We start from the raw sequence: 21,538 nt of genomic DNA on the forward strand, positions 1-21,538 counted from the left end.
CCGGCGCGGCGGGTCGTCGGCGTGCGACACCGGTGCTATCCGGCCGGCGCGCCGAGGCGGTGGTCCAGCGCGGTGTGCCGGCGGCCCGCTCCGACGGTACGGACGGCGGCGGCCAGCGCCCGCCGGGAACCGACCAGGACGACGAGTTGCCGGGCCCGGGTGACGGCGGTGTAGAGCAGGTTGCGTTGCAGCATCATCCAGGCGCTGGTGGTCAGCGGCACCACCACCGCCGGGTACTCCGAGCCCTGCGAGCGGTGGATGGTCATCGCGTAGGCGTGGGCCAACTCGTCCAGCTCGTCGAACTCGTAGTCGAGGCTCTCGTCCTCGTCGGTGCGGACGGTGAGGGTCTGCTCCTCCGGGGTGATCGCGGTGACGATGCCGAGGGTGCCGTTGAAGACGCCGGCCTGACCCTTGTCGTAGTTGTTGCGGATCTGGGTGACCTTGTCGCCGATGCGGAACACCCGCCCACCCATCCGCCGCTCCGGTTGGCCCTCCCGGTGCGGGGTGAGCCGCTGTTGCAGCAGGGTGTTCAGCGCGGCGGCGCCGGCCGGCCCCCGGTGCATGGGCGCGAGGACCTGCACGTCGCGGCGCGGGTCGAGACCGAACCGGGAGGGGATCCGGGTGCACGCGACGTCGACGGTCAGCGCGGCGGTGGCCTCGGTGTCCTCGCAGGCGAACAGGAAGAAGTCCGGCAGGCCGTCGAGCAGGGGTGGCCGGCCGGCGTTGATCCGGTGCGCGTTGGTGATCACGCCCGACTGGGCGGCCTGACGGAACACCCGGGTCAGCCGCACCCGGGGGACGGCCGGCGCGGTGAGCAGGTCGCGCAGCACCTCCCCGGCACCGACGCTGGGCAACTGGTCGACGTCGCCCACCAGGAGCAGGTGCGCCCCCGGCGGAACCGCCTTGACCAGCTTGTTGGCCAGGATCAGGTCGAGCATGGACGCCTCGTCGACGACGAGCAGGTCGACGTCGAGCGGGTTGTCCCGGTCGTGCACGGCCTCCCCGCCGGGACGCAGTTGCAGCAGCCGGTGCACGGTGGCGGCGGGGTGCCCGGTCAGCTCCGACAGCCGTTTCGCGGCCCGCCCGGTCGGCGCGACCAGGGTGATCCGGGCCTTCTTCGCCGCCGCCAGCGCGACGATGGACCGCACGGTGAAGCTCTTGCCGCAGCCCGGCCCGCCGGTGAGCACCGCGACCTTCGCGGTGAGCGCCAGCCGGACGGCGTGCTCCTGTTCCGGGGCGAGGTCGTTGCCGGTGACCGCCCGCAGCCAGGTCAGCGCGCGGGGCCAGTCGACGTCGGTGAAGTGGGGCAGCCGGTCGGCCCGGTCGTGCAGCAACCGCAGCAGTGAGGTGGCCAGCGACTGCTCGGCGCGGTGGAACGGCACCAGGTAGACCGCCGGCACCGGCTCGCCGTCGTCGCCGGGCAGGAACTCCCGGACCACACCCTCCTCGGCGATCAGGTCGTCCAGGCAGCGGGTGACGAGGTCACCGGGGACGTCGAGGATCGTCGTGGCGTCGGCGACCAGTGCCGGGGCGGGCAGATAGCAGTGGCCCGCGTCGATCGCCTCGGACAGGGTGAACCGCAGGCCCGCCATCACCCGCTGCGGGCTGTCGTGCGGGATGCCCACCGCCTGGGCGATGGTGTCGGCGGTCTTGAAGCCGATGCCCCACACGTCGGCCGCCAGCCGGTACGGCTCCTTCGTCACCACCTCGATCGACGCGTCGGCGTACTGCTTGAAGATGCGTACGGCGAGCGACGTCGACACCCCGACGCTCTGGAGGAAGACCATCACCTCCTTGATCGCCTTCTGCTCCTCCCACGCCGCGGTGATCTTCGCGGTGCGTCTCGGCCCGAGCCCGGCGACCTCGACCAGCCGGGCCGGCTCCTCCTCGATGATCCGCAGGGTGTCCAGGCCGAAGTGCGCCACGATCCGCTCGGCGAACACCGGCCCGATGCCCTTGACCAGGCCGGAGCCCAGATAGCGACGGATGCCCTGGATGGTCGCCGGCAGCACCGTGGTGTACGAGTCGACCTCGAACTGCCGGCCGTACTTCGGGTGCGACGACCAGCGCCCCGACAGCCGCAGGCTCTCCCCGGGCTGCGCGCCCAGCAACGCGCCGACCACGGTCAGCAGGTCGCCGCCCCGGTCGGTGGCGACCCGGGCCACGGTGTAGCCGGTCTCCTCGTTGACGTAGGTGAGCCGTTCGAGGACCGCGTCCAGGGTGGCGAGCGGCGGGCGGGCGGGGGCGGTCACCCCGTCATCGTGCCGGGTGCCCGTCCCGCCCCGTCCACCGCCCGGACGCCGACCGGCGTCCTCCCCCGCCGGGTGGGCGGGAGAGGACGCCGGGTGCCGCGGTGCGCCTGGTCAGCCGATGGTGAGGTCGCCACCGGACGCGGTCAGGGTGATCTCCCGGGTGGACGCGCCGGTCCAGTCCGAGGAGAAGAGCAGCCGGTCACCGTCCCAGACGGTGATGCCGATCCCGTCGCGCCGGCCCGGCTCTCCCCGGTCGGTGGCCGTCACCCGCATGGTCAGGCCGGTGGCCACCGCGACCGGGTCCTGCGCGGTGGAGATGTCGTACAGGGTCACCTGGTAGCGCAGGTCGGCGACCGGTTCCCCGGCCACTGTGGCGACGCCGAACGACTCCAGCGCGGTGCTCTGGAACTTGTACCGCTTGCCGCCCGACTTGTAGCCGACCTTGGCGCTGCCGACCAGCTTCTTGCCGTTGTTGATCCGGCCGTCCAGGGTCACCTCGATGCGCCGGTCGTCGTCGAGCGGGTAACCACCGGCGGTGGCCCCGCCCTTCAGGTAGCCCGAGCCGGCGACCGACACGCCGTACCCGCCGGCCACCGTGACGGTGGCCGGCACGCTGCCGGTGTACGCCCCCGACACCGTGGCGGTGACCGGGTGCACGCCGAGCGCCAGCACGGCGCGGCAGCTGGCCGAACCGTCGTCCGCCGCCGCGCCGAACGGCGTCGCGACCGCCGTGCAGAGGGTCTCGCCACCCTCGGTGAAGGTCACCGTGGCGTTGCGGACGTCACCGCCACCACCCCGGACGGTGGCCCGCAGCAGCACACCTGTCGAGTCGGCGTCGGCCACCGGGGAGGCCAGGGTGTCACCGGTGTAGGTGACGGTGGCCGCCCGGACCTGGGTGATGGTGAGGTCGGCGTCGCTGAGGTCGAAGAAGACGTTGCCGACCGCCTCGATCTTCAGCCGGCCCCGGGCGGTGTCCACGTTCGGCAGCGTCACCGTCGCCGCCCCGGTGTTCGGGGTGCGTTCGGCCAGCACGTACGGGAAGGTCGCCCCACCGTCGGTGGACAGCGAGATCTTCACCTCACTCACGTTGACCGGCGCGGTGTCCGTGCCGGCCACGTCCCAGGTGACGGGCACGGTGCCGCCGCCCAGGTGGGCCCCCGGCGTCGCCTGCGAGGTGACCAGGAACGGGCCGGCCTCCGGGGCGAGGGTCAACGCCACGTCGGCGCTGCCGATGCCGCCGCCGCCCGGGTGGTGGTCCCGGCCGGTGAGCCGGAAGTGCAGGGTCCGGTCGTTGGCGACGCCGACCCAGTCGGCGGTGGGCAGGAACTCCGAGTAGCAGTCCACCGTCGCGGCGGGCACGTTGCTCGCCCCGCCGGTCGCCGGTGGGGCCGGCGCGGCCGGGCAGGCCCCGGTGACGGCGTTGGTGTTGTTCGCGGCGATCTGGGCCAGGTCCGGGAAGTGCCGGGTCGGATCGGTGGTCACCGCGTTCTCACCCGGCGAGTGGTACTCCAGGGTGTCGGTCGGGCTGACCGCCGCCGCCACGCCGAACTGCCGGAACAGCGGCCCGTTGGTCTTGGTGTTGTTGACCAGCGCGGTGCCGGCGCTGCCGCCCCGGTCGTTCTGCTCCCACAGGTAGCTGACGGTGTCCCCGTCGGCGTCGGTGGCGCTGCCGCTCAACGCGAACGGGGTCCGCGCCGGAATGGTGTACGCCGCCGCCGGCACGGTGACCACGGGGGCCCGGTTGCCGGTCTGCGCGGTCTGGAAACCGTTGTTGCCGGCCGCGCCACCCCGGGCGGTCTCGCCGACGAAACCGGACGCCCCCACGACGCCGGTCAGTTCGAGCCCCGGCACGTCGACCCCGGCCAGCGACCCACCGTTGAAGGTGACCTGGAAGCCGGTGTCGTTCGGCGCGCCGAGCCCACCGAAGGCCGTCACGCTGACGGTGGCACCGGCCGGCCAGCCGGCGATCGCCTCGATGGCCGCCTTGATCCCGGCCGCGGTGTAGTTGCCGCCGCGCACCACCGGCACCGACGACTGCCCCGCGTAGCTGATGCTGAACGCGTCACCGTCGGTGTCGAAGCCGGACAGCGAGACGGTCTGCACCTCGTTGAGCGCCGGGCGGGTGCCGGAGACGAACGTGCTGATCTCGGTGTAGCTGCGCTGCGACCAGTACGGGTCGCTGTGCGGCTGGAGGTTGTCCTGCTGGCAGATGCCCGCGTACGCCATGATCGACGAACCGCTGCCCGGCTCGTAGGAGTTGGCGGCGCTACGGTTGCCGCCGGAGCAGTTGTACTGGGTGCCGTTGAAGGTGTGGTTGCCGGCGAACTGGTGGCCGATCTCGTGCGCCACGTAGTCGACGGCGTAGAAGTCACCGACCGGGGTGGGCAGCCCGGTGCAGCCGCGCGCCTTGCCGTCCAGGCCGACCACGCCGAGGCCGGCGACACCGCCGCCGGGCAGGCCCAGACCGATGTGCCCGACGTCGTAGTTGCCCGCGCCGACGAGCTGACCGAGCACGATCCGGTTGCGGTTGAGCAGCGAGCTGGTGCACGAGGAGATCTGCGTCGGGGTGTAGCAGGCCGCCGCGCCGCACGGTCCGTTCGCCTCGGTGGCCAGGGCGGCGGTGTTCAGGTTGGTCTTGTCGGTGTCGTTGACCAGCACCAACCGGATCGCCGTCTCGTCCTCGTAGATCTGGGTGACCCGGTTGATCAGGGTCACCTTCGCCGCGGTGACGTTCTCCGCGCCGAAGAAGGTGGCGTACGACGGGTCGGTGACCAGGGCCAGCCGGTAGGTGCGCAGGGTGACCGGCGGACCTGCCGGCTCGTCCGCGGTCACCTCCGGCGTCAACGCCCCGGCCGCCGCCGCGACGTCCTCCCGCTCCACCATGGCCGGGTCGGTGTCGAGCAGGTCGCGGGCGTAGTAGCTGGCGTAGACGCTCTGGTCGCCGTGGTAGTACGGGTCGAGGTACCAGCTGCCGCCGGTCGACCGGACCGAGGCGTGGAAGCCCAGCGGGGTCAGGTCGGCCCGGATGGTCGCCGTCGGGTCGTCCAGGCCCCGGCCGACGTACGTGCTGATCTCGGGGTGCCGGGCGGCGAGCCCCGGCTCCATCACCGGCGAGTCGACCAGGCTGAACCGCTGCACGCCCCCGGTGGGGGTGGGCAGCGCGACGGTCAGCGCCGGCTGCGACCGTCGGGCCGTGCCGGCCCGCTCGGCCGGGGCGTCGGCCAGGGTGTCCGCCAACGCGGCCCGGTCCAGGGTGTACGCGGCGAACCGCTCCGCGCGGATGTCGGGGGTACGCCCGTCGCGGGCGTTGGCCGACGGCTCGCTCGGCAGCTGCCGCCAGGGGCCGGAGTCGGCCGGGGCGGCGACCGCCGCGGAGCCGCCGATCAGCGGCAGCGCGGTCGCGACCAGCACCGCGGCGAGCAGGCCGGCCAACCGCCGGCGGCCCGAACCAGCGGGATCGGGGGGTGGAACCGTCATCGAGGGAGCCTCACTTCACCAGGTCGGGGAACGGGCCGGATGGCGTGGCGTTCGTGGGCCACACCGGGCTGTCCCGGAGAAGCACACGCTATGACGGGTCCCCTGTCGACAGACATCATCCGTAAAGTCGAGGCGGCGGCACGGCCCGGCGGTGTAGACCCTCCCCAGTGGAGTCGGCGTGGTGGGCAGGCGGCCAGGGACCGGTGCGTCGCGGCCGGACCCCGCTGACCGTGGCGGGGTGCCACCGGCTCGCCGACGCGGGCGCGGCCGGGACATTTGTCCTGGCCGGACGGGTATCGCCGGCTCTGCCCCGCCGGTCCCCGACTGCCTAGCGTGACAGGCATGGATGACACTGCGGTACGCCTGACCGGCCTCACCCGGCGGTTCGGCCCCGTCCGGGCCGTCGACGGGATCGACCTGACCATCGCGTCGGGCAGCACGGTCGCCCTGCTCGGCCCCAACGGCGCCGGCAAGACGACCACCCTCTCGCTCCTGCTCGGCCTCGCCCCACCCGACGCCGGAACGGTGACGCTGTTCGGCCGGTCACCGGGCGAGGCGGTCCGGGCCGGCCAGGTCGGGGCGATGGTGCAGGACGCCGGTTTCGTCCCCGGTGCCACCGTGCGGGACCTGGTCGCCCTCGCCCGGGGGCTGTATCCCCGGCCGCTGGACACCGCCCGGGTGCTCGCGCTGGCCGGGCTGACCGACCTGGCCGACCGCCGGCTGGACCGGCTCTCCGGCGGCGAGACGCAGCGGGCGCGGTTCGCCTTCGCGTTGGCCGGTGACCCGGACCTGCTGGTCCTGGACGAGCCCGGCGCGGCGCTGGACGTCGCCGCCCGGCAGGCGTTCTGGACGGCGATCCGCCGGTACGCCGCCGACGGTCACACCGTCCTGTTCAGCACCCACCATCTGCACGAGGCCGACGAGCACGCCGACCGGGTGGTGCTGCTGGCCGGCGGGCGGGTGGTGGCCGACGGCCCGCCCGCCGAGATCCGGGCGGTGGCCGGCAGCCGTACGGTGGCCTTCGACCTCGCCGACGGGTCGGTGGCGGGCCTCGACCTGCTGCCCGGCGTCCGGTCGGTGCAGGTCCGGGGCGGTCGGGTGGCGCTCACCACCGACGACGCCGACGCCACCGTGCTGGCGCTGGCCGCCGACCGGGGTTTCCGGGGCCTGGAGGTCACCGGCGTCGGGCTGGAGGCGGCCTTCCTCACCCTCACCACCGCGGAAGGGAACCACTGACATGCGCGCCTATCTGCGCTTCGAGCTACGTCGCCTGGCCCGGGACCCGCGGCTGGCGCTGTTCACCGTGCTGGGGCCGGTCGTCACCTACGTGATCTTCTCGGGCCTGCTTCCGGCGGGCGACCGGCTGGAGGGCGTCACCGCCGCCGCCGCGCTCATGGTCGCCCTGGCCGGCTACGGCGCGATGGCCGGGGTGCTCTCGGTGGGCTCGTCGGTGGCCCAGGAACGCGCGGTGCGCTGGCTGCACCAACTGCGGGTCACCCCGCTGTCCCCCCGCCGGGTGGTCGCGGTGAAGGCGCTGGTCAGCACCGTGAGCGGGGTGCCGTCGCTGGTCGCGGTGGGCATCGCCGGCCGCCTCCAGCACCACGTCGAGCTGTCCGCCGGCAGGTGGGCGGCCCTGCTGGTGCTGATGTGGGTGGGCACGGTGCCGTTCGCGCTGCTCGGGCTCGCCATCGGGTACGGCCTCACCCCGCAGCTCGCCCAGCCGGTCAACTTCCTCGCCTTCCTCAGCCTGTCGGTGCTCGGCGGACTGCTGGTGCCGGCGGCGTACTTCCCCGACCTGCTGCGGCACCTGGCGCACACGCTGCCGACGTACCGGTTCGCCGAACTCGGCTGGCGTACGGCGGCCGGCCTGGCCCCCGACCCGACCGGACTGACGGTGCTCGCCGGGTGGACGGTGGCCTTCGGCGTACCGCGGTGGCGTACCGCCGGTCGACCGCGCGTCGCTGAGATCCCGCTACGGTGTCGACCATGTCCGGTGCCACGATCGCGGCTCCCGCCACCGGCCGCCGCCGGCGGGGATTGCTGCTGGTGGCGTCGCACACGCTCTGGTTCTGGCTGCTGCTGCCACCGTCCACCGCGATCGCCCACGGGCAGGTACGCCCGACGGCGGTCGCGGCGGCCGGACTGGTCACCTTCGCGCTGCTCTACCTCGCGCTGGTGGCGGTGCCGGTGGCCGACCTGGTGGTACCGCCCGTGCTGTTCCACCTCGGCCTGCTGGTGTTCGCGGCGCTCGGGGTGGGCCTCGCGGGCGCGTACGCCGGCGGCCCGGAGGGCTGGCTGATCCTGCTGACGTACGTCGCGACGGCCGGTGCGGTCGGGCTGGTCCGGCCGGTGCAGGGGTTCGCCTGGGTCGGCGGTAGTGCCGCTGCCGTCCTGACGATCGGGCTGGCGCACCGGGTGCCGGTCGGTGACATCGCCGCCTCGGCACTGATCACGGTGCTGGCAGGCGCCATGACCCTGGCGTTCACCCGGACGGCCCGACTGGTGGCGGAGCTGCGCCGCGCCCAGCAGGAGCTGGCCCGGACGGCGGTCGAGCAGGAACGGCTACGGTTCGCCCGGGACCTGCACGATCTGCTCGGCCACACACTGTCACTCGTGGTGGTGAAGGCGGAGGTGGTACGCCGGCTCGCCCCGGCCGATCCGGGGCGGGCAGCGGCCGAGGCCCGGGACATCGAGCGCATCGGCCGTACCGCGCTCGCCGAGGTACGCGAGGCGGTCACCGGTTACCGGGACCGCAGCTTCGGACGGGAACTGGACGGTGCCCGGACCGCCCTCGCCGACGGGGGAATCACCGTCACCGTGCGGCAACCCGGTCGGCCGCTGCCGGTGGAGGCGGACGACGCGTTCGGCTGGGTGCTGCGGGAAGGAGTGACGAACGTGCTGCGGCACAGCCACGCGTCGCGGTGCGAGATCGAGGTGCGCGCCGACGCCGAGGAGTCGGTGCTGACCATCGGCGACGACGGTGTCGGCAGCCGGGTCGAGCCGGGCAACGGCCTGCGGGGTCTCACCGAGCGGCTCGCACGGGCGGGCGGGGAACTGCACGTCACCTCCGTCCGTGGCGGCGGACTGCGGCTCACCGCCCGGATTCCCACCGGCCCGGACGGGGCGGCGCGCGGATGATCCGGCTGCTGCTCGCCGAGGACCAGGGCATGATGCGGGGCGCACTGGCCCTGCTGCTCAACCTCGAATCCGACATGGAGGTGGTGGCCGAGGCCGGCACCGGCACCGCCGCGTTGGCGGCGGCCCTGCAGGTCCGCCCCGACGTGGCCCTGTTGGACATCGAGATGCCCGGCGGCAGCGGGCTGGACACCGCAGCGGCGTTGCGGCGGCAACTGCCCTCCTGCCGGGTCCTGATCCTCACCACCTTCGGGCGACCCGGCTACCTGCGCCGGGCGATGGAGGCCGGGGCGCGGGGATTCCTGGTCAAGGACGGACCGGTGGAGGAGCTGGCGGTGGCGGTCCGACGGGTGCTGGCCGGTGAGCGGGTGGTCGATCCGGCGCTGGCGGCGGCGGCCCTGGCGACCGGCCCGAACCCGCTCACCGAACGGGAACGGGAGGTGCTCGCCGCCGCCGTGGACGGTGCCACGGTGGCTGACGTCGCTGCCCGGCTGCACCTGTCGGAGAGCACGGTCCGCAACTACCTGTCGGCGGCGATCGGCAAGACGGGCACCCGCAACCGGATCGAGGCGGCCCACACCGCCCGCGCCAACGGCTGGCTCTGACCGGCTCCTGACCCCCGGCCGGGGAGCCGGGGTCAGCCGGCTGGCCGATCGCCCCGGATGCGGGCGTGCAGGTGCATGTCGTGCCGGCCGTCGGCGTACACGGCGCCGCTGCGTTTGGTGGAGAGGGGGACCCGCACGCCTCCTCCTCACCTGGTGCCGTGGGCCGGTGTCAAACGCCGGCCGGCGGGTCGAGGTCGACCTCGACGCGGGGGATGCCCCGGTGTGCGGCGAGGCGTTCCGCCTGCGCGACGATGCCGTCGCGGGTGGCTGCGGACAGCTTCCGCCACGGTTGGACGGCGAGTGTCAGCGTCCGGCCGGCCTTGCGGGGCCGCCAGGTGCCGACGATCTCACCGCCGGCCAGGACGGCCCCGGGGCGGCCCAGCACCGGCCACAGCTGCTTGGCGTGGGCCGCGTCCGGCACCAGGGTCGCCCGGTCCCGCGCCTGCAGGAAGAGGTCGAACGGGCCGAGCAGGCGCACGGCCGTGGTGTCGGCGACAGCGGCGAGCGCCGGCTCGTCGGCGGCGAGCAGCGAGCGGGCCTCCCCGTCGACCCGTACCTCGACCACGTCCTGCGGCCAGCGGGCCCGCACCTCCCGGACCGGGGCGTCGAGGTAGTCGGCGACCTGCCTGGGGGTGGCCGGGCCGAGCAGCCGCAGGTAGGCGCGGACCAGGTCGAACCGGTCGCCGGGCGGGGCTGGCCGGGTGAACCCGGGGATGCGGTGCAGCACCGGCGGCGAGGTGCCGGGACGCAGCTCCAGCCCGGCCCGCACGGCCGCCAGCCGGAACGGCATCTCGTAGAGGTGGGTGGCGGCGCAGGGACGACAGAACCGTAGGTAGGGCTCGGGCAGCAGCTCGGCCAGCCGCCCGGAGACGTCGCCCTTGACCGTCGGGGTGGTGACCACGGCCCGCATCCGCGCGGCCACCTCGTCGAGGGCGGCCAGGTTGCCGATACCGGCGGCCTTCAGTGGCCGGGCGGCGTCGTAGATGCGTTTGCCCGCGTCGGCGTCGGAGTAGGGCGCGACCGCCCCCGCCACCTCGGCCACGTCGGCGCGACGGTAGAGGTGCGGCGCGCCGCGGACGGTCCAGAGCAGGACCAGGTCGTCAACGACCGGTGCCGTGACCTCGACCCCGCGCAGCGCCAGGGCCCACCGGCCGCCGTCCGGGCCGGTGTCCTGCACCCCGAGGTCGAGCACGGCGGTGTCCGCGAACGTGCCCCCGGCCCGGTCGAGTTGCTGCGCGTGGACGCGGAACTGCACCACCTGCCGCCGGTCGATCATCCTGCCAGCCTAGGCGGCACGCCCGACAGAACCCGGCACGCCCGGCCCGGACCAGCCGACGGCCCCGACCCGGCACCTCCCGGTGCCGGGTCGGGGCCGGTACCCGCCGCTACTCCTTCAGGCCGATGTGGTCGATGGGCGCGGCCCGCAGCAGCCGCCGGACCGGCCACACCGTCGTCGCCAGCGCCAGCAGGGCGACCCCGCCGAGCACCGCCACCGCGCCCAGCGGCGGCACGTACGGCACCGGGCTGCCGGTCAGCGCGGCGACGATCGCGCTCAGCGTCAACGCCGCGAGCGTCGCGCCGATCAGCACCGCGCTGCCGAGCAGCCCGACCTGCTCGGCGTGGACCATCCTGCGGATCTGCCGCCGGGTGACCCCGACCAGCCGCAGCAGTGCCAGTTCACGGCGGCGGGCCAGCGCGGCCAGCACCATCGTGGTGGCCGAGGCCAGCGCCGCGTAGCCCACCAGCACACCGATCAGCAGCCGGTTCAGCCAGGCGCCCAGCGCCAGGTCGGTGCCGATCAGCCGGGTCCGGGTGGCCACGTCGCGCACCTGCCCGCCCGGCTGCCCGGCGGCCCAGGCGGCCAGCGGCGCGTCGGCGGCCGGATCGGCGCGGACCAGGATCTCGTCGACGGTGGTCCCGGCGGTGTGCCCGGCGACCGTCCCGGTGGCCAGCGTGACGTCACCGAAGCCGAGGCCCCGGCCGTAGACCGCCACGACCCGCAGGGTGACCGGGGTGCCGTCGCCCAACCACAGGTCCGCCCGGTCGCCGACCCGCCACCCGGACGCGGACGCCTGCGACGCGGACAGCGCGACCGCGCCCATGGTCAGGTCCGTCAGGTCGCCGTCACGCACGTCGAGGTCCATCGTGTCGGTGAGGCCGACCGGGTCGACGGCCTGCGCGGGGACCGACGTGATGCCGTCGAGCGACGACCGCACCACCACCTGGGTCCGCCGTACCCCGGTGGCGGCCCGCACCCCGGGCAACGCGCGGACCTGGCCGGCGGCGTCGGCGGGCAGCCCGCCCGGCGCGGTCAGCACCTGCCCGGCGAGCGTCCCCGCGCCGCTCTGGGCGACGGTCTGCCGTTCCAGGTTGGTCTGGAAGAACCAGACCGAGCCACCGAGGCCGACGGCCAGCACCAGGAACGTCAGCACCGTCGCCGTCCCCCGGGCGGTGGCCCGCAGGTTCGCCGCGGCCAGGTAGCCGCCGACCCCCCAGAGGCGGGGCAGCGCCGGGGTGAGCAGCCGCGCGACGTACCCGTTGATCCACGGCGCGAGCAGCCCCACCGCGACGACGAACAGGTAGAGCATGCCGACCGCGCCGGCCAGCGCGGCCGTCGAACCCGTGCCGCCGGCGGCGACCGCCCCGGACGAGACGGCGCCGGCCAGCGTCAGGCCACCGGCGACCAGCCGCACCAGGCCCGGAGGGCGGGATTCGACGGCACTCTCGCCGAGCGCCTCGACCGGCTTGATCGCGGTGACCCGACGCCCGGCGACCAGGGCGGCGAGCACCGCCACCAGCACCGCCGTGCCGGCGGCGGCCGGCACCGCGAGCAGACCGCCGGCCATCGGGAAACCGGCCGGGACGAAGCCCCGGTCGACCAGCTCACCATGCACCCAGCGGGCGGCCAGCAGGCCGGCGGGCCCGCCGAGCGCGGCGGCGACCAGGGCGAGCAGGGCGGCCTCGGCGAGCAGCAGCCGACGCACCTGGCCCGGGGTGGCCGCGACCGCCCGCAGCAGCGCCAGGTCCCGGCGGCGGTGCCGGACGGAGAGCCCGATGGTGCCGGCCACCACGAACACGACCAGCAGGATGACGTACCCGCCGAAGGTCGAGCCGATGGTGACCAGCAGGCTCCGGGCGGCCAGCTCCGCCGGCTGCTCCACGGTGCCCCGGTCGACGCCGACGTGGACGGTGGCGCCGGTGGGCGTGGCGACCCGGCGGACCGCGTCGGCGACCGCGTCGGGGTCGGCGTCGGGGACGAGCCGCACACCGATCGTGTCCACCCGGCCCGGGTGCGCGGACAGCCGGGCCGCCTGCGCGTCGGGGAAGAACACCGCGTCGGTGCCGGTGTCGACGGTGGCGCTCACCCGGTGGGGCCGGGCGACCCCGCCGACGACCAGGTCGATCCGGTCGCCGGCCGACGCGCCGAGCCGGACGTCGACCGCCACCTCGTCGTCGGCGCGGGGCGCGACGCCCGTGGTGACCGGCCGGCCGGCGAAGGCGTACGTGCCCCAGCCGTGTCCGACGGCCGGGGGCACGCCGATCGGCACCCGGTCGTCGGCTGTGACGTCCGCGACGCCGGGCAGCCGACGGACGCGTTCCACCAGGGCGGCGTCCACCGTGCCGCCCTCGGGCAGGGCGACGGTGCTGGTGGTGGTGTCGCCACCGAGCTCCCGCGTCCGCTGGCTGAGCGTAGGGTGGGCGACGATCAGGTCGGCCGTCGCCCAGAGCCGTGGCTCCGGCCGCCACCGCAGCCCGGACTCGACGAGGGTGCCCATGGCGACCAGGATCGTCACCCCGGCGAGCAGGGCGAGCAGCGTCGCGACGGCCGGGCCGGCGCGGTGGCGCAGCAGCCGGGCGGCGAGCCGGGTCATCGGCCGGCCCGCCCGTCCAGCGCCGCCAGCCGTTCGGCGATCCGGGCCGCCCCGAGCTGCGGCAGATCGGCGACGATCAGGCCGTCGGCCAGCACCAGCACCCGGTCTGCGTAGGACGCGGCGACCGGGTCGTGGGTCACCATCACCACGGTCAGCCCGTGCTCGTCGACGATCGCGCGCAGCAGCGTCAGCACCTGTGCCGCGGTGTGCGAGTCGAGCGCCCCGGTGGGCTCGTCGCAGAAGACCACCTCGGGTCGGGTGGCGAGCGCGCGGGCGATCGCCACCCGTTGCTGCTGGCCGCCGGAGAGCTCGGCCGGACGGTGGCGCAGCCGGTCGGTGAGCCCGACCCGTGCCACCACCCGGTCCAGCCAGGCCCGGTCGGGGCGGACCCCGGCCAGCCGCAGCGGCAGCACGATGTTCTCCTCGACGGTCAGCGCGCCGATCAGGTTGAACGCCTGGAAGACGAACCCCATCCGGGTCCGCCGCAGCTCGGTCAGCCGGGTCTCGGACAGCGTCGACAGGTCGGTGCCGCCGAGGACGACCTGGCCGGAGGTGGGCCGGTCGAGCCCGGCGGCGACGTGCAACAGGGTGCTCTTACCGGACCCCGAGGGGCCCATCACGGCGGTGAAGGTGCCCCGGTCGAAGCCGACGTCGACCCCGGCCAGCGCGGTCACCGGGCTGGAGCCGGACGGGTAGACCCGGGTGAGCCGGGCGACGCGCACCGCCGTGCCGACGGGCCCCGCCGGGTCGGCGGTCCGTACGGGGTCGATGGGGTGTGCCGGATGGACTGGCATCCTGGTGGCCTCTTCCGTGTCAGCGGGTGTGTACTGCGCGCACCAGGAACGCTATGCAGGTGGAGGACCGGGAACCATCCAGCGGGCTGCCCGACCGGGGTACCGCAGGCGCTACCCCCGGCCGCCGTCGAGGTGGCGCAGCACCGCGGTGACCCGGCGGTCGACCCGGTCGTCCGGGGGGAGCTGGAGCTTGGCGAAGATGCTGCGGATGTGCTTGTGCACCGCCCCGTCGGTGACGAACAGGCGCTCGGCGATCGCCGTGTTGCCGAGCCCTTCGGCCATCAGCCCCAGCACCTCACGCTCGCGCGGCGACAGCTCGGCCAGCGCGGTGTCCGAGCGGCGGTTGCGGGCCAGCAACTGCCCGACCACCTCCGGGTCGATCACGCTGCCGCCGTCGGCGACCCGGTGCAGCGCGGCGAGGAACTCCTCCACCCGGCCCACCCGTTCCTTGAGCAGGTAGCCGAGCCCGACCGCGCCGACGGAGAACAGGTCGGTGGCGAACGCCTGCTCGACGTACGCCGAGAGGACCAGCACCGCGAGGCCGGGCCGGCGGCGACGGGCCTCCACCGCGGCCACGATGCCCTCGTCGGTGTGCGTTGGCGGCATCCGCACGTCCACGATCGCCACGTCCGGCATGTGGGTGTCGACGGCCGACAGGAACTCACCCGGGGTGCCCGCCGTGGCGACCACGTCCAGGTCCTCCGCCCGCAGCAGCAGCGCCAGCCCCTCCCGCAGCAGCGGGTCGTCCTCGGCGATCACGATCCGCACGGCAACTCCACCTCCAGTCTCGTCGGCCCTCCCGGTGGGCTGGTCAACATCATCCGGCCGTCGTACGCCCCGACCCGCCGACGGATGCCGGTCAGCCCCGAGCCCCGGGTCTCGTCGGCGTCGCCGCGCCCGTCGTCAATGACGGTCACCAGTAGCCGGTCCTGCCGGCGGCGGACGGTCACGTCGACCCGGCCGGCGCCACTGTGCCGGACCACGTTGGTCAACGCCTCCGCCACCACGAAGTAGGCGGTGGCCTCCACCGAGACGGCGCAGCGTACCGGCACGTCGACGGTGAGCCGGCAGGGCACCGCGCAGTCACCGGCCAGACCGGCCAGGGCACCGGTGAGGCCCCGGTCGTCCAGCACCGGCGGCAGGATGCCCCGCACCACCGTACGCAGTTCGCCGAGCGCCTGTTCCGCAGCGTCCTGCGCCTGCCCGAGGATCTCGTCGGCCCGGTCCGGGTCCCGCCGCACCGCCCGGCGGGCCGCCCCCAGCAGCACGTTGACCGCGACCAGCCGGTTCTGGGTGCCGTCGTGCAGGGAGCGTTCGATGCGGCGCAGTTCGACCGCGTGGGCGTCCAACGCCGCGGCCCGGGTGGCGGTCAGCTCGGCGACCCGCAGCGACAGGTCGAAGCCCGGCGGCGGGGGCAGCAGCCACCGTCCCGGCCGGGCCTGGAGGCGGGCCAGCGCCGGGACGAACGCGAGCGTGGCGGCCAACCAGCCGAACCCGAGCAGCCCGACCATCAACGCCTCGCCCAGCCCGTCGATGCGCCACCAGACGATCCCCGGCGCGCCGGCCTCGGGTGGCAGCAGCCGGTACCACAGCGGGAACGTGAGGTCCTGCACGGCGTAGAGCGGCATGCTCAGGCCGAGCAGCCCGCCGATCAGGCCGGTGACCGCGTGCAGCGCGACCCAGCCGAGTTCCCGGCGGACGAACGGGTCGCGTGCCGCCACCCGCAGCTCGGTCGGCACCGGGCCCGGGGCGGGGACCGGCGCGCCCCAGCGGGACAGCCGGGCCCGCTCACGGTCGGCCACCGCGCGTACCGCCCGCAGCGTGCCGGGCACCGCAGGCAGCCCCACCCAGACCAGACAGGCCGTCGCCACGACGATCAGTTGGAGCAGGGTGGCCAGCGCCAGCAGCGCGGTGCCGAGCCCGCCGACGAGACGGGCGACGGCGTCGACGGTGGCCCGGGCCCGGTCCCGCAGGTGTGTCATCGGAAGACCTCCCGCGCCAACATAGGCCACCGGTCGCCCGGCCCGGCACCGTCGGTGCGGAAAGTACCGCCTGCTACACCACAGTCCGTCGTGCTGGCGGGATCGTGTCCGGCCCACCGCAGCGCCTAGCGTCGACCTGGTCGAACACCGGCCCGTCTGAGGAGGCAGCCATGACCGATCCGTACCGCATCGCCGACGCCCCGACCCGACCGCCGCAGCCGGCGGCCGACCGGCTCCGCCCGCTGCTGTGGCTGGCGCTGGCCGTCAGCGTCGTGGCGAACGTGGTGCTGACGACCGTGCTGGACAACCAGTGGGCCGGCTCGGCATGCGGCCTACTGGCGGTGCTCTGCGCCGGGACGCTGATCGCCCGGCACCGCCGCACCCGGTGACCGACGCCGGGGCCCGCCACCGGTCCGGGGGCGGTGGCGGGCGCGGGCACCCGTCGGGTGGTCGGGACGTGCCGGGGTCGTCGGTCACGGCTCCCGGTCGCGGAGCATCAGCACGTACGTCGCGGTGAGCGCCACCGGGCGGTCCGGGTCGGCCGCCAGTTCCGCCAGGGCCCGCGACGCCCGCTCCCCCGGGATGCCGGCGAGCGCCTGGGTCAGCCGACGGCGTACCGGCGACGCGACGGAGTCACCGGTGAGGCCCGCGACGAGCGCGGCGGCGATCCGGTCGGCCGATCCGGTGTCGACGGCCAACGCGGCCAGCGCGTCGGCGGCCTCGACGTCGTTCGCCTCCTGCACGACCATGTCGACGAGCGTCGCGACGGCCTCGGGCACCCCCCGGGCACCGAGCGCGAGCGCTGCGCACCTGCGGACCGTCACGTCGTGGTGGGCGAGGGCGTCGCGCAGCAGCGCGGTCGCGGCGTCGTGCGGGATCTCCACGAGGCACCGGACCGCGCGCTCGCGTACCGCCGCCACGGGCGCGTCGAGCCCCTGCGCCAGCAGTGGCAGTCCCGCCCCGCCGGCCCGCGCCACCGCCCACCGCAGCGCCCCGGCCACGTTCGGGTCGGGTTCGCCCAGCGCCGCCTCCACCAGGGCCTCCACCGCGACCGCCCCGGCCGGGGCCAGCGCGGCCCGTTGCCGCCGCCCCGCGTGCGGCGAAGCCAGGGCCCGCAGCAACGCGACGGTCCGCAGGACGTCGGTCCAGTCGGCCGGCTCGGCGGCGTCGATGCGCTCCAGCCGGGTGAGTAGCCGGGTCTCGTCGGCGATCCGTGCCCGGGTCCGCCGGATCAGGTCGTCGACGAGCGTCGTCGGGGTGAAGCCCGGATCGTCGAGCGCCTGCCCCACCGCACGCAGCGACAACCCCAGCGACCGCAGGCTTTCGATGTGGAAGATCCGCCGGACGTCCGCACCTGAGTACTCGCGGTAGCCCGCGCCGGTGCGTCCGCCCGGCCGTACCAGGCCGAGCGACTCGTAGTGCCGCAGCATCCGGACGCTGACCCCGCAGCGCCGTGCCACCTCACCGATCAGCACCGCCACTCACCCCTGCCGGTCGGCGTCGCCGAGCGCCACGACCCGTTTCGCCTCCTCGATCGAGAACGCGAAGCCGGCGTCCGGGTCACGCATCAGCTGCCGGGTGGCGGCCGCGTGGGTCCGTACCCGGGGGTCGGGGTGGGACGCGGCGGCGTCCAGCACCGGCGTGACGACCTCGCCGAGAGCGGCCAGGGCACGGGCCAGGCTCAGCCACGTCCCCCGGTCGCCCCGCCCCAACTGGGTGGTGAGGATCGCGGCCAGGTCGGCTTCGGCACCGGAGGGCACCAGCGCGACCGCGGCCCGCCAGGCCGCCCGCGCCACCTCGTCGTCGGCGTCGGTGAGCAGCGCCACGGTGAGCGCCGGCCAGGCCGCCCTGTCCCCGATCTTGGACAGGGTGTGCAACGCCTGGCTGCGGGCCTGCGCCTGCGGGGACCGGAGTTCGGCGACCAGCCGGGGGACCGTCACGGCCGCAGGGTGCCTGGTGAGCGCCCAGGTCAGCATCTCGCGTACCGAGAAGTCCGGTTCCACCGCGCACCGGGCGACGAGCGGGTCGACGTCGCGCCGGTCGGGGGCGCTGCCCAACGCGAGCGCCACCCGTAGCCGTACCGACGGGTCGCCGCCCGCCAACCCCCGTGTCCGGTCCGTGTACGCCGCCGACCCGGTCATCGTGACCACCTCCGGGTCACAGTGAAGACCCTGCCACCGTGTCAGGGTCAAGCCGGTCCGGGGCGGGCGTGGTGACTGTCGGCGCGACCCGCCGGGTCAGTGGGCCCGCTGCGGCGTCGCCCCGGTCGGGGTCGACGCCCCGGCCGGGCGGCGGGAGACGAGCACCCCGAAGGCCGCTGCGGTGAAGAACATGAGGCTGCCGTAGACCACCGACGGCATCGCCATCGTGGCGTTGTCCAGCAGCGTCGGGCTCATCCCGATGGTGATGGCCAGGGTGGCGTTGTGCAGGCCGATCTCGAACGAGGAGGCGACCGAGTCGCGGTGCCCGGCCCGCAGCAGGCGCGGCGCGAGGTAGCCGACGGCGAGGCTGACCAGGTTGAACAGGGCGACGATCACGATGATCTCGCCGAGGGTTGCCAGCACGTCGTCCCTGATGCCGAGCACCGCACCCACGATGACCACGGCCAGCACCAGGACGGAGACGACCTTCACCGGTCGGTGCATCCGGGCGGCGAACGTGGGGAACCGACGCCGCAGCAGCATCCCGATCGCGATCGGGACGAGCACCAGCGCGAAGACCTGGACCACCTTGCCGAACTGGAGACCGATCGTGGCGTCCGCACCGGCGAAGCCGGCCACCGACAGGTTGACGATCAGCGGGAGGGTGAACAGCGCCAGCACCGAGTTGATCGCGGTCAGCGACACATTGAGCGCGACGTTGCCCCGGAACAGGTGACTGTAGAGACCGGCCGTGCTGCCACCCGGCGAGGCCGCCAGCAGCATCATCCCCACCGCCAGCTCCGGCCGCAGGTCGAAGGCGGTCACCAGGCCCAGGCAGAGCACCGGCAGGAGCAGCATCTGACACCCGAGGCAGATCAGCACGACCCGGGGGTGGCGGGCCACCCGGCGGAAGTCCTCGACGGTCAGGCTGAGGCCGATGCCCAACATGACGATGCCGAGCGCGACCGGGAAGAGGGCGAGCGACAACCCGGAACCCATGAATCCACCACCCTCCCGGGAGAAAACTGGCTTGTCTCGTTGGAGGATGGCACCGCAGGTGTCCCCGGGCACCTCCCGGCATGCGCACCCGTGACCGTCAAGGCCGCAACCAGCGCCGCGCACCCGCCCCGACCAGGCAACTAGGCGGCCCGGGGTGTCGGGTAGTTGTCGCGGCGCAGTCGGGTGCCCGCTAGAGGTGGGCGCGGCGTGAGCGGAGTGTGACACCAGCCGACCCGCCACTGCGAGACGAGGTAGTCATGCCCGTCACCCCGACCTATCCCGGCGTGTACATCGAGGAAGTCGCGAGTTCCGTCCGCCCCGTGATCGGTGTGGCGACCGGGGTGGCCGCCTTCGTGGGATACGTCCGGACCGGACCGGAGAACCGGGCCGTCCGGGTGAACACCTTCGGCGAGTTCGAACGCCGGTTCGGCGGGGTCGACCGGGACTCCGAACTCAGCCTGGCCGTGCAACAGTTCTTCCGCAACGGCGGGGCCGCCGCCCTGGTCGTGCGGGTGCCCCGGGCCGACGCCCGGGCCGCCTCGGTGAGCCTGCTGGACAAGGTCGGCGTCGGGGCGAAGTCCGCGCTGCTGCTGGACGCGACGAGCACCGGCGCGTGGGGCAGCGGACTGCTCGTCGACGTCGACCACGACGGCGTCACCGACGCCACGTCGTTCAACCTGACCGTCACCGACACCGCCACCGGCGACACCGAACGGTTCACCGGGCTGTCCGCCGACCCGGCCAGCGCCGCGTACGCGGTGGCCCTGCTCAACGACCCGGACCGGGGTTCGGCGCTGGTCCGGGCACGCGCCGGGGCCGCCGGGGCGGGCCGGCCGACGCCCAGCGGCACGGCCGGCACGGCGCTGGGCACCCCCACCGTGGACGCCGCGAAGAACTACCGGCTCACCGTGCAACCCGACCGGCCCACCAAGCCGGACCCGAACGACCCGGCCAAGACCGTGCCGGCGGTCGCCCCGGTGACCGTGACCGTGCTGGACAAGGGCGAGCGGCTGCCGTCCTCCCCCGCCGGGGTGGCCGCGCTGCTGCAACGGAAGGTCAACACCGCGCTGGGCGCCGCCGACGGCGCGGCCGGCCTGCGGGTCCGGGTGACCCCCACCGCCGCCGGCGGGCTGCGTCTCCTCGGCGACGTGGACACGGTGGTCGCCCCCACGGCGGTGGACGCGGCCTTCACCGTCGCGGGGGTCTCCCCCGCCGGGGACGTCGCCGACGGCGCGGCCCTGCTGGGCCTGGCCGGGACGACCGCCAACGTCGGCCGGTTCAGCCCGCTCGGCGTCAAACGGCTCGGCCAGGGTGACCTCGTCACCGGCGCCGACGGCAGTGTCCTGCCCGGCACCGGCGCGCTGATCGGCAGCGAGGCCGCCTACACCGGCATCTACGCGCTACTCAAGACCGACCTGTTCAACCTGCTCTGCATCCCCGACGCCACCCGTGCCCGGCACGGCAACCCCGCCGCCATCGACAACGGGCTCGACCCGGAGGCCGTCTGGTCGGCCGCCTACGACCTCTGCGAGCGCCGCCGGGCGGTCCTGCTGGTCGACCCGCCGCCCGGGGTGGACGACCCGGACCGCGCCCTGGACTGGATCAACCAGCTCGGGGTCAAGGGGCCCAACGCGGTGGCCCACTTCCCCCGGCTGCGCATCCCCGACCCCACCGACGGCTTCCGGCCCCGCACCGTCGCCCCCGGCGGCACCCTCGCCGGCCTGTACGCCCGCCAGGACACCGAGCGGGGCGTGTGGAAGGCGCCCGCCGGCACCGAGGCGCAGCTACGCGGGGTGACCAACCTGGTCTATCCGCTGACCGACGCCGAGAACGGGGTGCTCAACCCGTTGGGGCTCAACTGCCTGCGCACCTTCCCGGTGACCGGCACGGTCAACTGGGGGGCCCGCACCACCGCCGGCGCGGACGCGCTGGCCAGCCAGTGGAAGTACACACCGGTGCGCCGGCTCGCCCTGTTCATCGAGGAGAGCGTCTACCGGGGCACCCAGTGGGCGGTCTTCGAGCCCAACGACGAGCCGCTCTGGTCGCAGCTGCGGCTGAACCTGACCTCGTTCATGCAGGACCTGTTCCGCAAGGGCGCGTTCGCCGGGCGGACGCCCCGGGAGGCGTACCTGGTGCGGTGCGACGCGGAGACCACCACCGGCGACGACCGGGACCGGGGCGTGGTCAACGTGGTCGTCGGGTTCGCCCCGCTCAAACCCGCCGAGTTCGTCATCGTGCGGATCCAGCAGCTCGCCGGCCAGAGCCCGTCCTGAGAGGTGTG

16 protein-coding genes are annotated in these 21,538 nt (G+C 74.7%); 6 read left to right on the forward strand and 10 right to left on the reverse strand.

What is annotated here, in order from left to right; all coding sequences use genetic code 11:
• Positions 1-35 precede the first annotated feature (35 nt).
• Both recD2 and ACWCHM_RS12660 read right to left on the reverse strand, forming a co-directional pair.
• Entirely contained in the window at positions 36-2,252 is a 2,217-nt protein-coding gene (gene recD2 / locus ACWCHM_RS12655) for an SF1B family DNA helicase RecD2 (RefSeq protein WP_454222534.1), read from the reverse strand.
• Positions 2,253-2,363: 111 nt separating this feature from the next.
• A complete protein-coding gene (locus ACWCHM_RS12660; protein WP_454222535.1) occupies positions 2,364-5,729 on the reverse strand; it encodes a M12 family metallo-peptidase in 3,366 nt (1,121 codons plus the stop codon).
• 342 nt (positions 5,730-6,071) lie between these two features.
• Between ACWCHM_RS12660 and ACWCHM_RS12665 the strand changes: the two genes are divergently transcribed.
• The 4 genes from ACWCHM_RS12665 (at position 6,072) to ACWCHM_RS12680 (ending at position 9,469) form a co-directional block, all read left to right on the forward strand.
• Complete coding sequence (locus ACWCHM_RS12665) at positions 6,072-6,965, forward strand: ABC transporter ATP-binding protein (protein ID WP_454222536.1); 894 nt, start codon at positions 6,072-6,074, stop codon at positions 6,963-6,965.
• Position 6,966: 1 nt separating this feature from the next.
• On the forward strand, positions 6,967-8,028 hold the full coding sequence (locus ACWCHM_RS12670) for an ABC transporter permease (protein WP_454222537.1): 1,062 nt from the start codon (positions 6,967-6,969) through the stop codon (positions 8,026-8,028).
• Between the two features lie 170 nt (positions 8,029-8,198).
• Positions 8,199-8,867 (forward strand): sensor histidine kinase, encoded by a 669-nt coding sequence (locus tag ACWCHM_RS12675; protein ID WP_454223070.1) that lies wholly within the window; start codon positions 8,199-8,201, stop codon positions 8,865-8,867.
• On the forward strand, positions 8,864-9,469 hold the full coding sequence (locus ACWCHM_RS12680) for a response regulator (protein ID WP_454222538.1): 606 nt from the start codon (positions 8,864-8,866) through the stop codon (positions 9,467-9,469). Before ACWCHM_RS12675 ends, ACWCHM_RS12680 begins: the two co-directional genes overlap by 4 nt.
• A gap of 169 nt (positions 9,470-9,638) precedes the next feature.
• Here ACWCHM_RS12680 and ACWCHM_RS12685 read toward each other — a convergent pair whose 3' ends face one another.
• From ACWCHM_RS12685 to ACWCHM_RS12705, 5 genes are all read right to left on the reverse strand, one after another.
• Complete coding sequence (locus tag ACWCHM_RS12685; RefSeq protein ID WP_454222539.1) at positions 9,639-10,745, reverse strand: winged helix DNA-binding domain-containing protein; 1,107 nt, start codon at positions 10,743-10,745, stop codon at positions 9,639-9,641.
• A 109-nt stretch (positions 10,746-10,854) separates the two neighbouring features.
• On the reverse strand, positions 10,855-13,341 hold the full coding sequence (locus ACWCHM_RS12690; RefSeq protein WP_454222540.1) for an FtsX-like permease family protein: 2,487 nt from the start codon (positions 13,339-13,341) through the stop codon (positions 10,855-10,857).
• Complete coding sequence (locus ACWCHM_RS12695; protein WP_421488456.1) at positions 13,338-14,135, reverse strand: ABC transporter ATP-binding protein; 798 nt, start codon at positions 14,133-14,135, stop codon at positions 13,338-13,340. The genes ACWCHM_RS12690 and ACWCHM_RS12695 overlap by 4 nt, the downstream gene beginning before the upstream one ends.
• A gap of 111 nt (positions 14,136-14,246) precedes the next feature.
• On the reverse strand, positions 14,247-14,903 hold the full coding sequence (locus tag ACWCHM_RS12700; RefSeq protein WP_281897819.1) for a response regulator transcription factor: 657 nt from the start codon (positions 14,901-14,903) through the stop codon (positions 14,247-14,249).
• Positions 14,891-16,117 (reverse strand): sensor histidine kinase, encoded by a 1,227-nt coding sequence (locus ACWCHM_RS12705; RefSeq protein ID WP_454222541.1) that lies wholly within the window; start codon positions 16,115-16,117, stop codon positions 14,891-14,893. The genes ACWCHM_RS12700 and ACWCHM_RS12705 overlap by 13 nt, the downstream gene beginning before the upstream one ends.
• 170 nt (positions 16,118-16,287) lie before the next feature.
• On the opposite strand from ACWCHM_RS12705, the gene ACWCHM_RS12710 reads away from it, so the two are divergent.
• Positions 16,288-16,506 (forward strand): hypothetical protein, encoded by a 219-nt coding sequence (locus ACWCHM_RS12710; protein WP_281897822.1) that lies wholly within the window; start codon positions 16,288-16,290, stop codon positions 16,504-16,506.
• An 84-nt stretch (positions 16,507-16,590) separates the two neighbouring features.
• Here the strand turns inward: ACWCHM_RS12710 and ACWCHM_RS12715 are convergent, their stop codons facing one another.
• The 3 genes from ACWCHM_RS12715 to ACWCHM_RS12725 all read right to left on the reverse strand — a co-directional run bounded on the left by ACWCHM_RS12715 (position 16,591) and on the right by ACWCHM_RS12725 (position 19,257).
• On the reverse strand, positions 16,591-17,592 hold the full coding sequence (locus ACWCHM_RS12715; RefSeq protein ID WP_454222542.1) for a HEAT repeat domain-containing protein: 1,002 nt from the start codon (positions 17,590-17,592) through the stop codon (positions 16,591-16,593).
• A gap of 6 nt (positions 17,593-17,598) precedes the next feature.
• Complete coding sequence (locus ACWCHM_RS12720) at positions 17,599-18,258, reverse strand: HEAT repeat domain-containing protein (RefSeq protein ID WP_454222543.1); 660 nt, start codon at positions 18,256-18,258, stop codon at positions 17,599-17,601.
• A 96-nt stretch (positions 18,259-18,354) separates the two neighbouring features.
• Positions 18,355-19,257, reverse strand: a complete 903-nt coding sequence (locus tag ACWCHM_RS12725) for a bile acid:sodium symporter family protein (RefSeq protein WP_281897826.1) — start codon at positions 19,255-19,257, stop codon at positions 18,355-18,357.
• A 257-nt stretch (positions 19,258-19,514) separates the two neighbouring features.
• Here ACWCHM_RS12725 and ACWCHM_RS12730 point away from each other — a divergent pair, with 257 nt between their 5' ends.
• Positions 19,515-21,530: a phage tail sheath family protein gene (locus tag ACWCHM_RS12730; protein ID WP_454222545.1), complete on the forward strand. Its 2,016-nt coding sequence runs from the start codon at positions 19,515-19,517 to the stop codon at positions 21,528-21,530.
• The last annotated feature ends 8 nt before the right edge of the window (positions 21,531-21,538 follow it).

The sequence above is a fragment of the Micromonospora sp. SCSIO 07396 genome, from assembly GCF_053667945.1.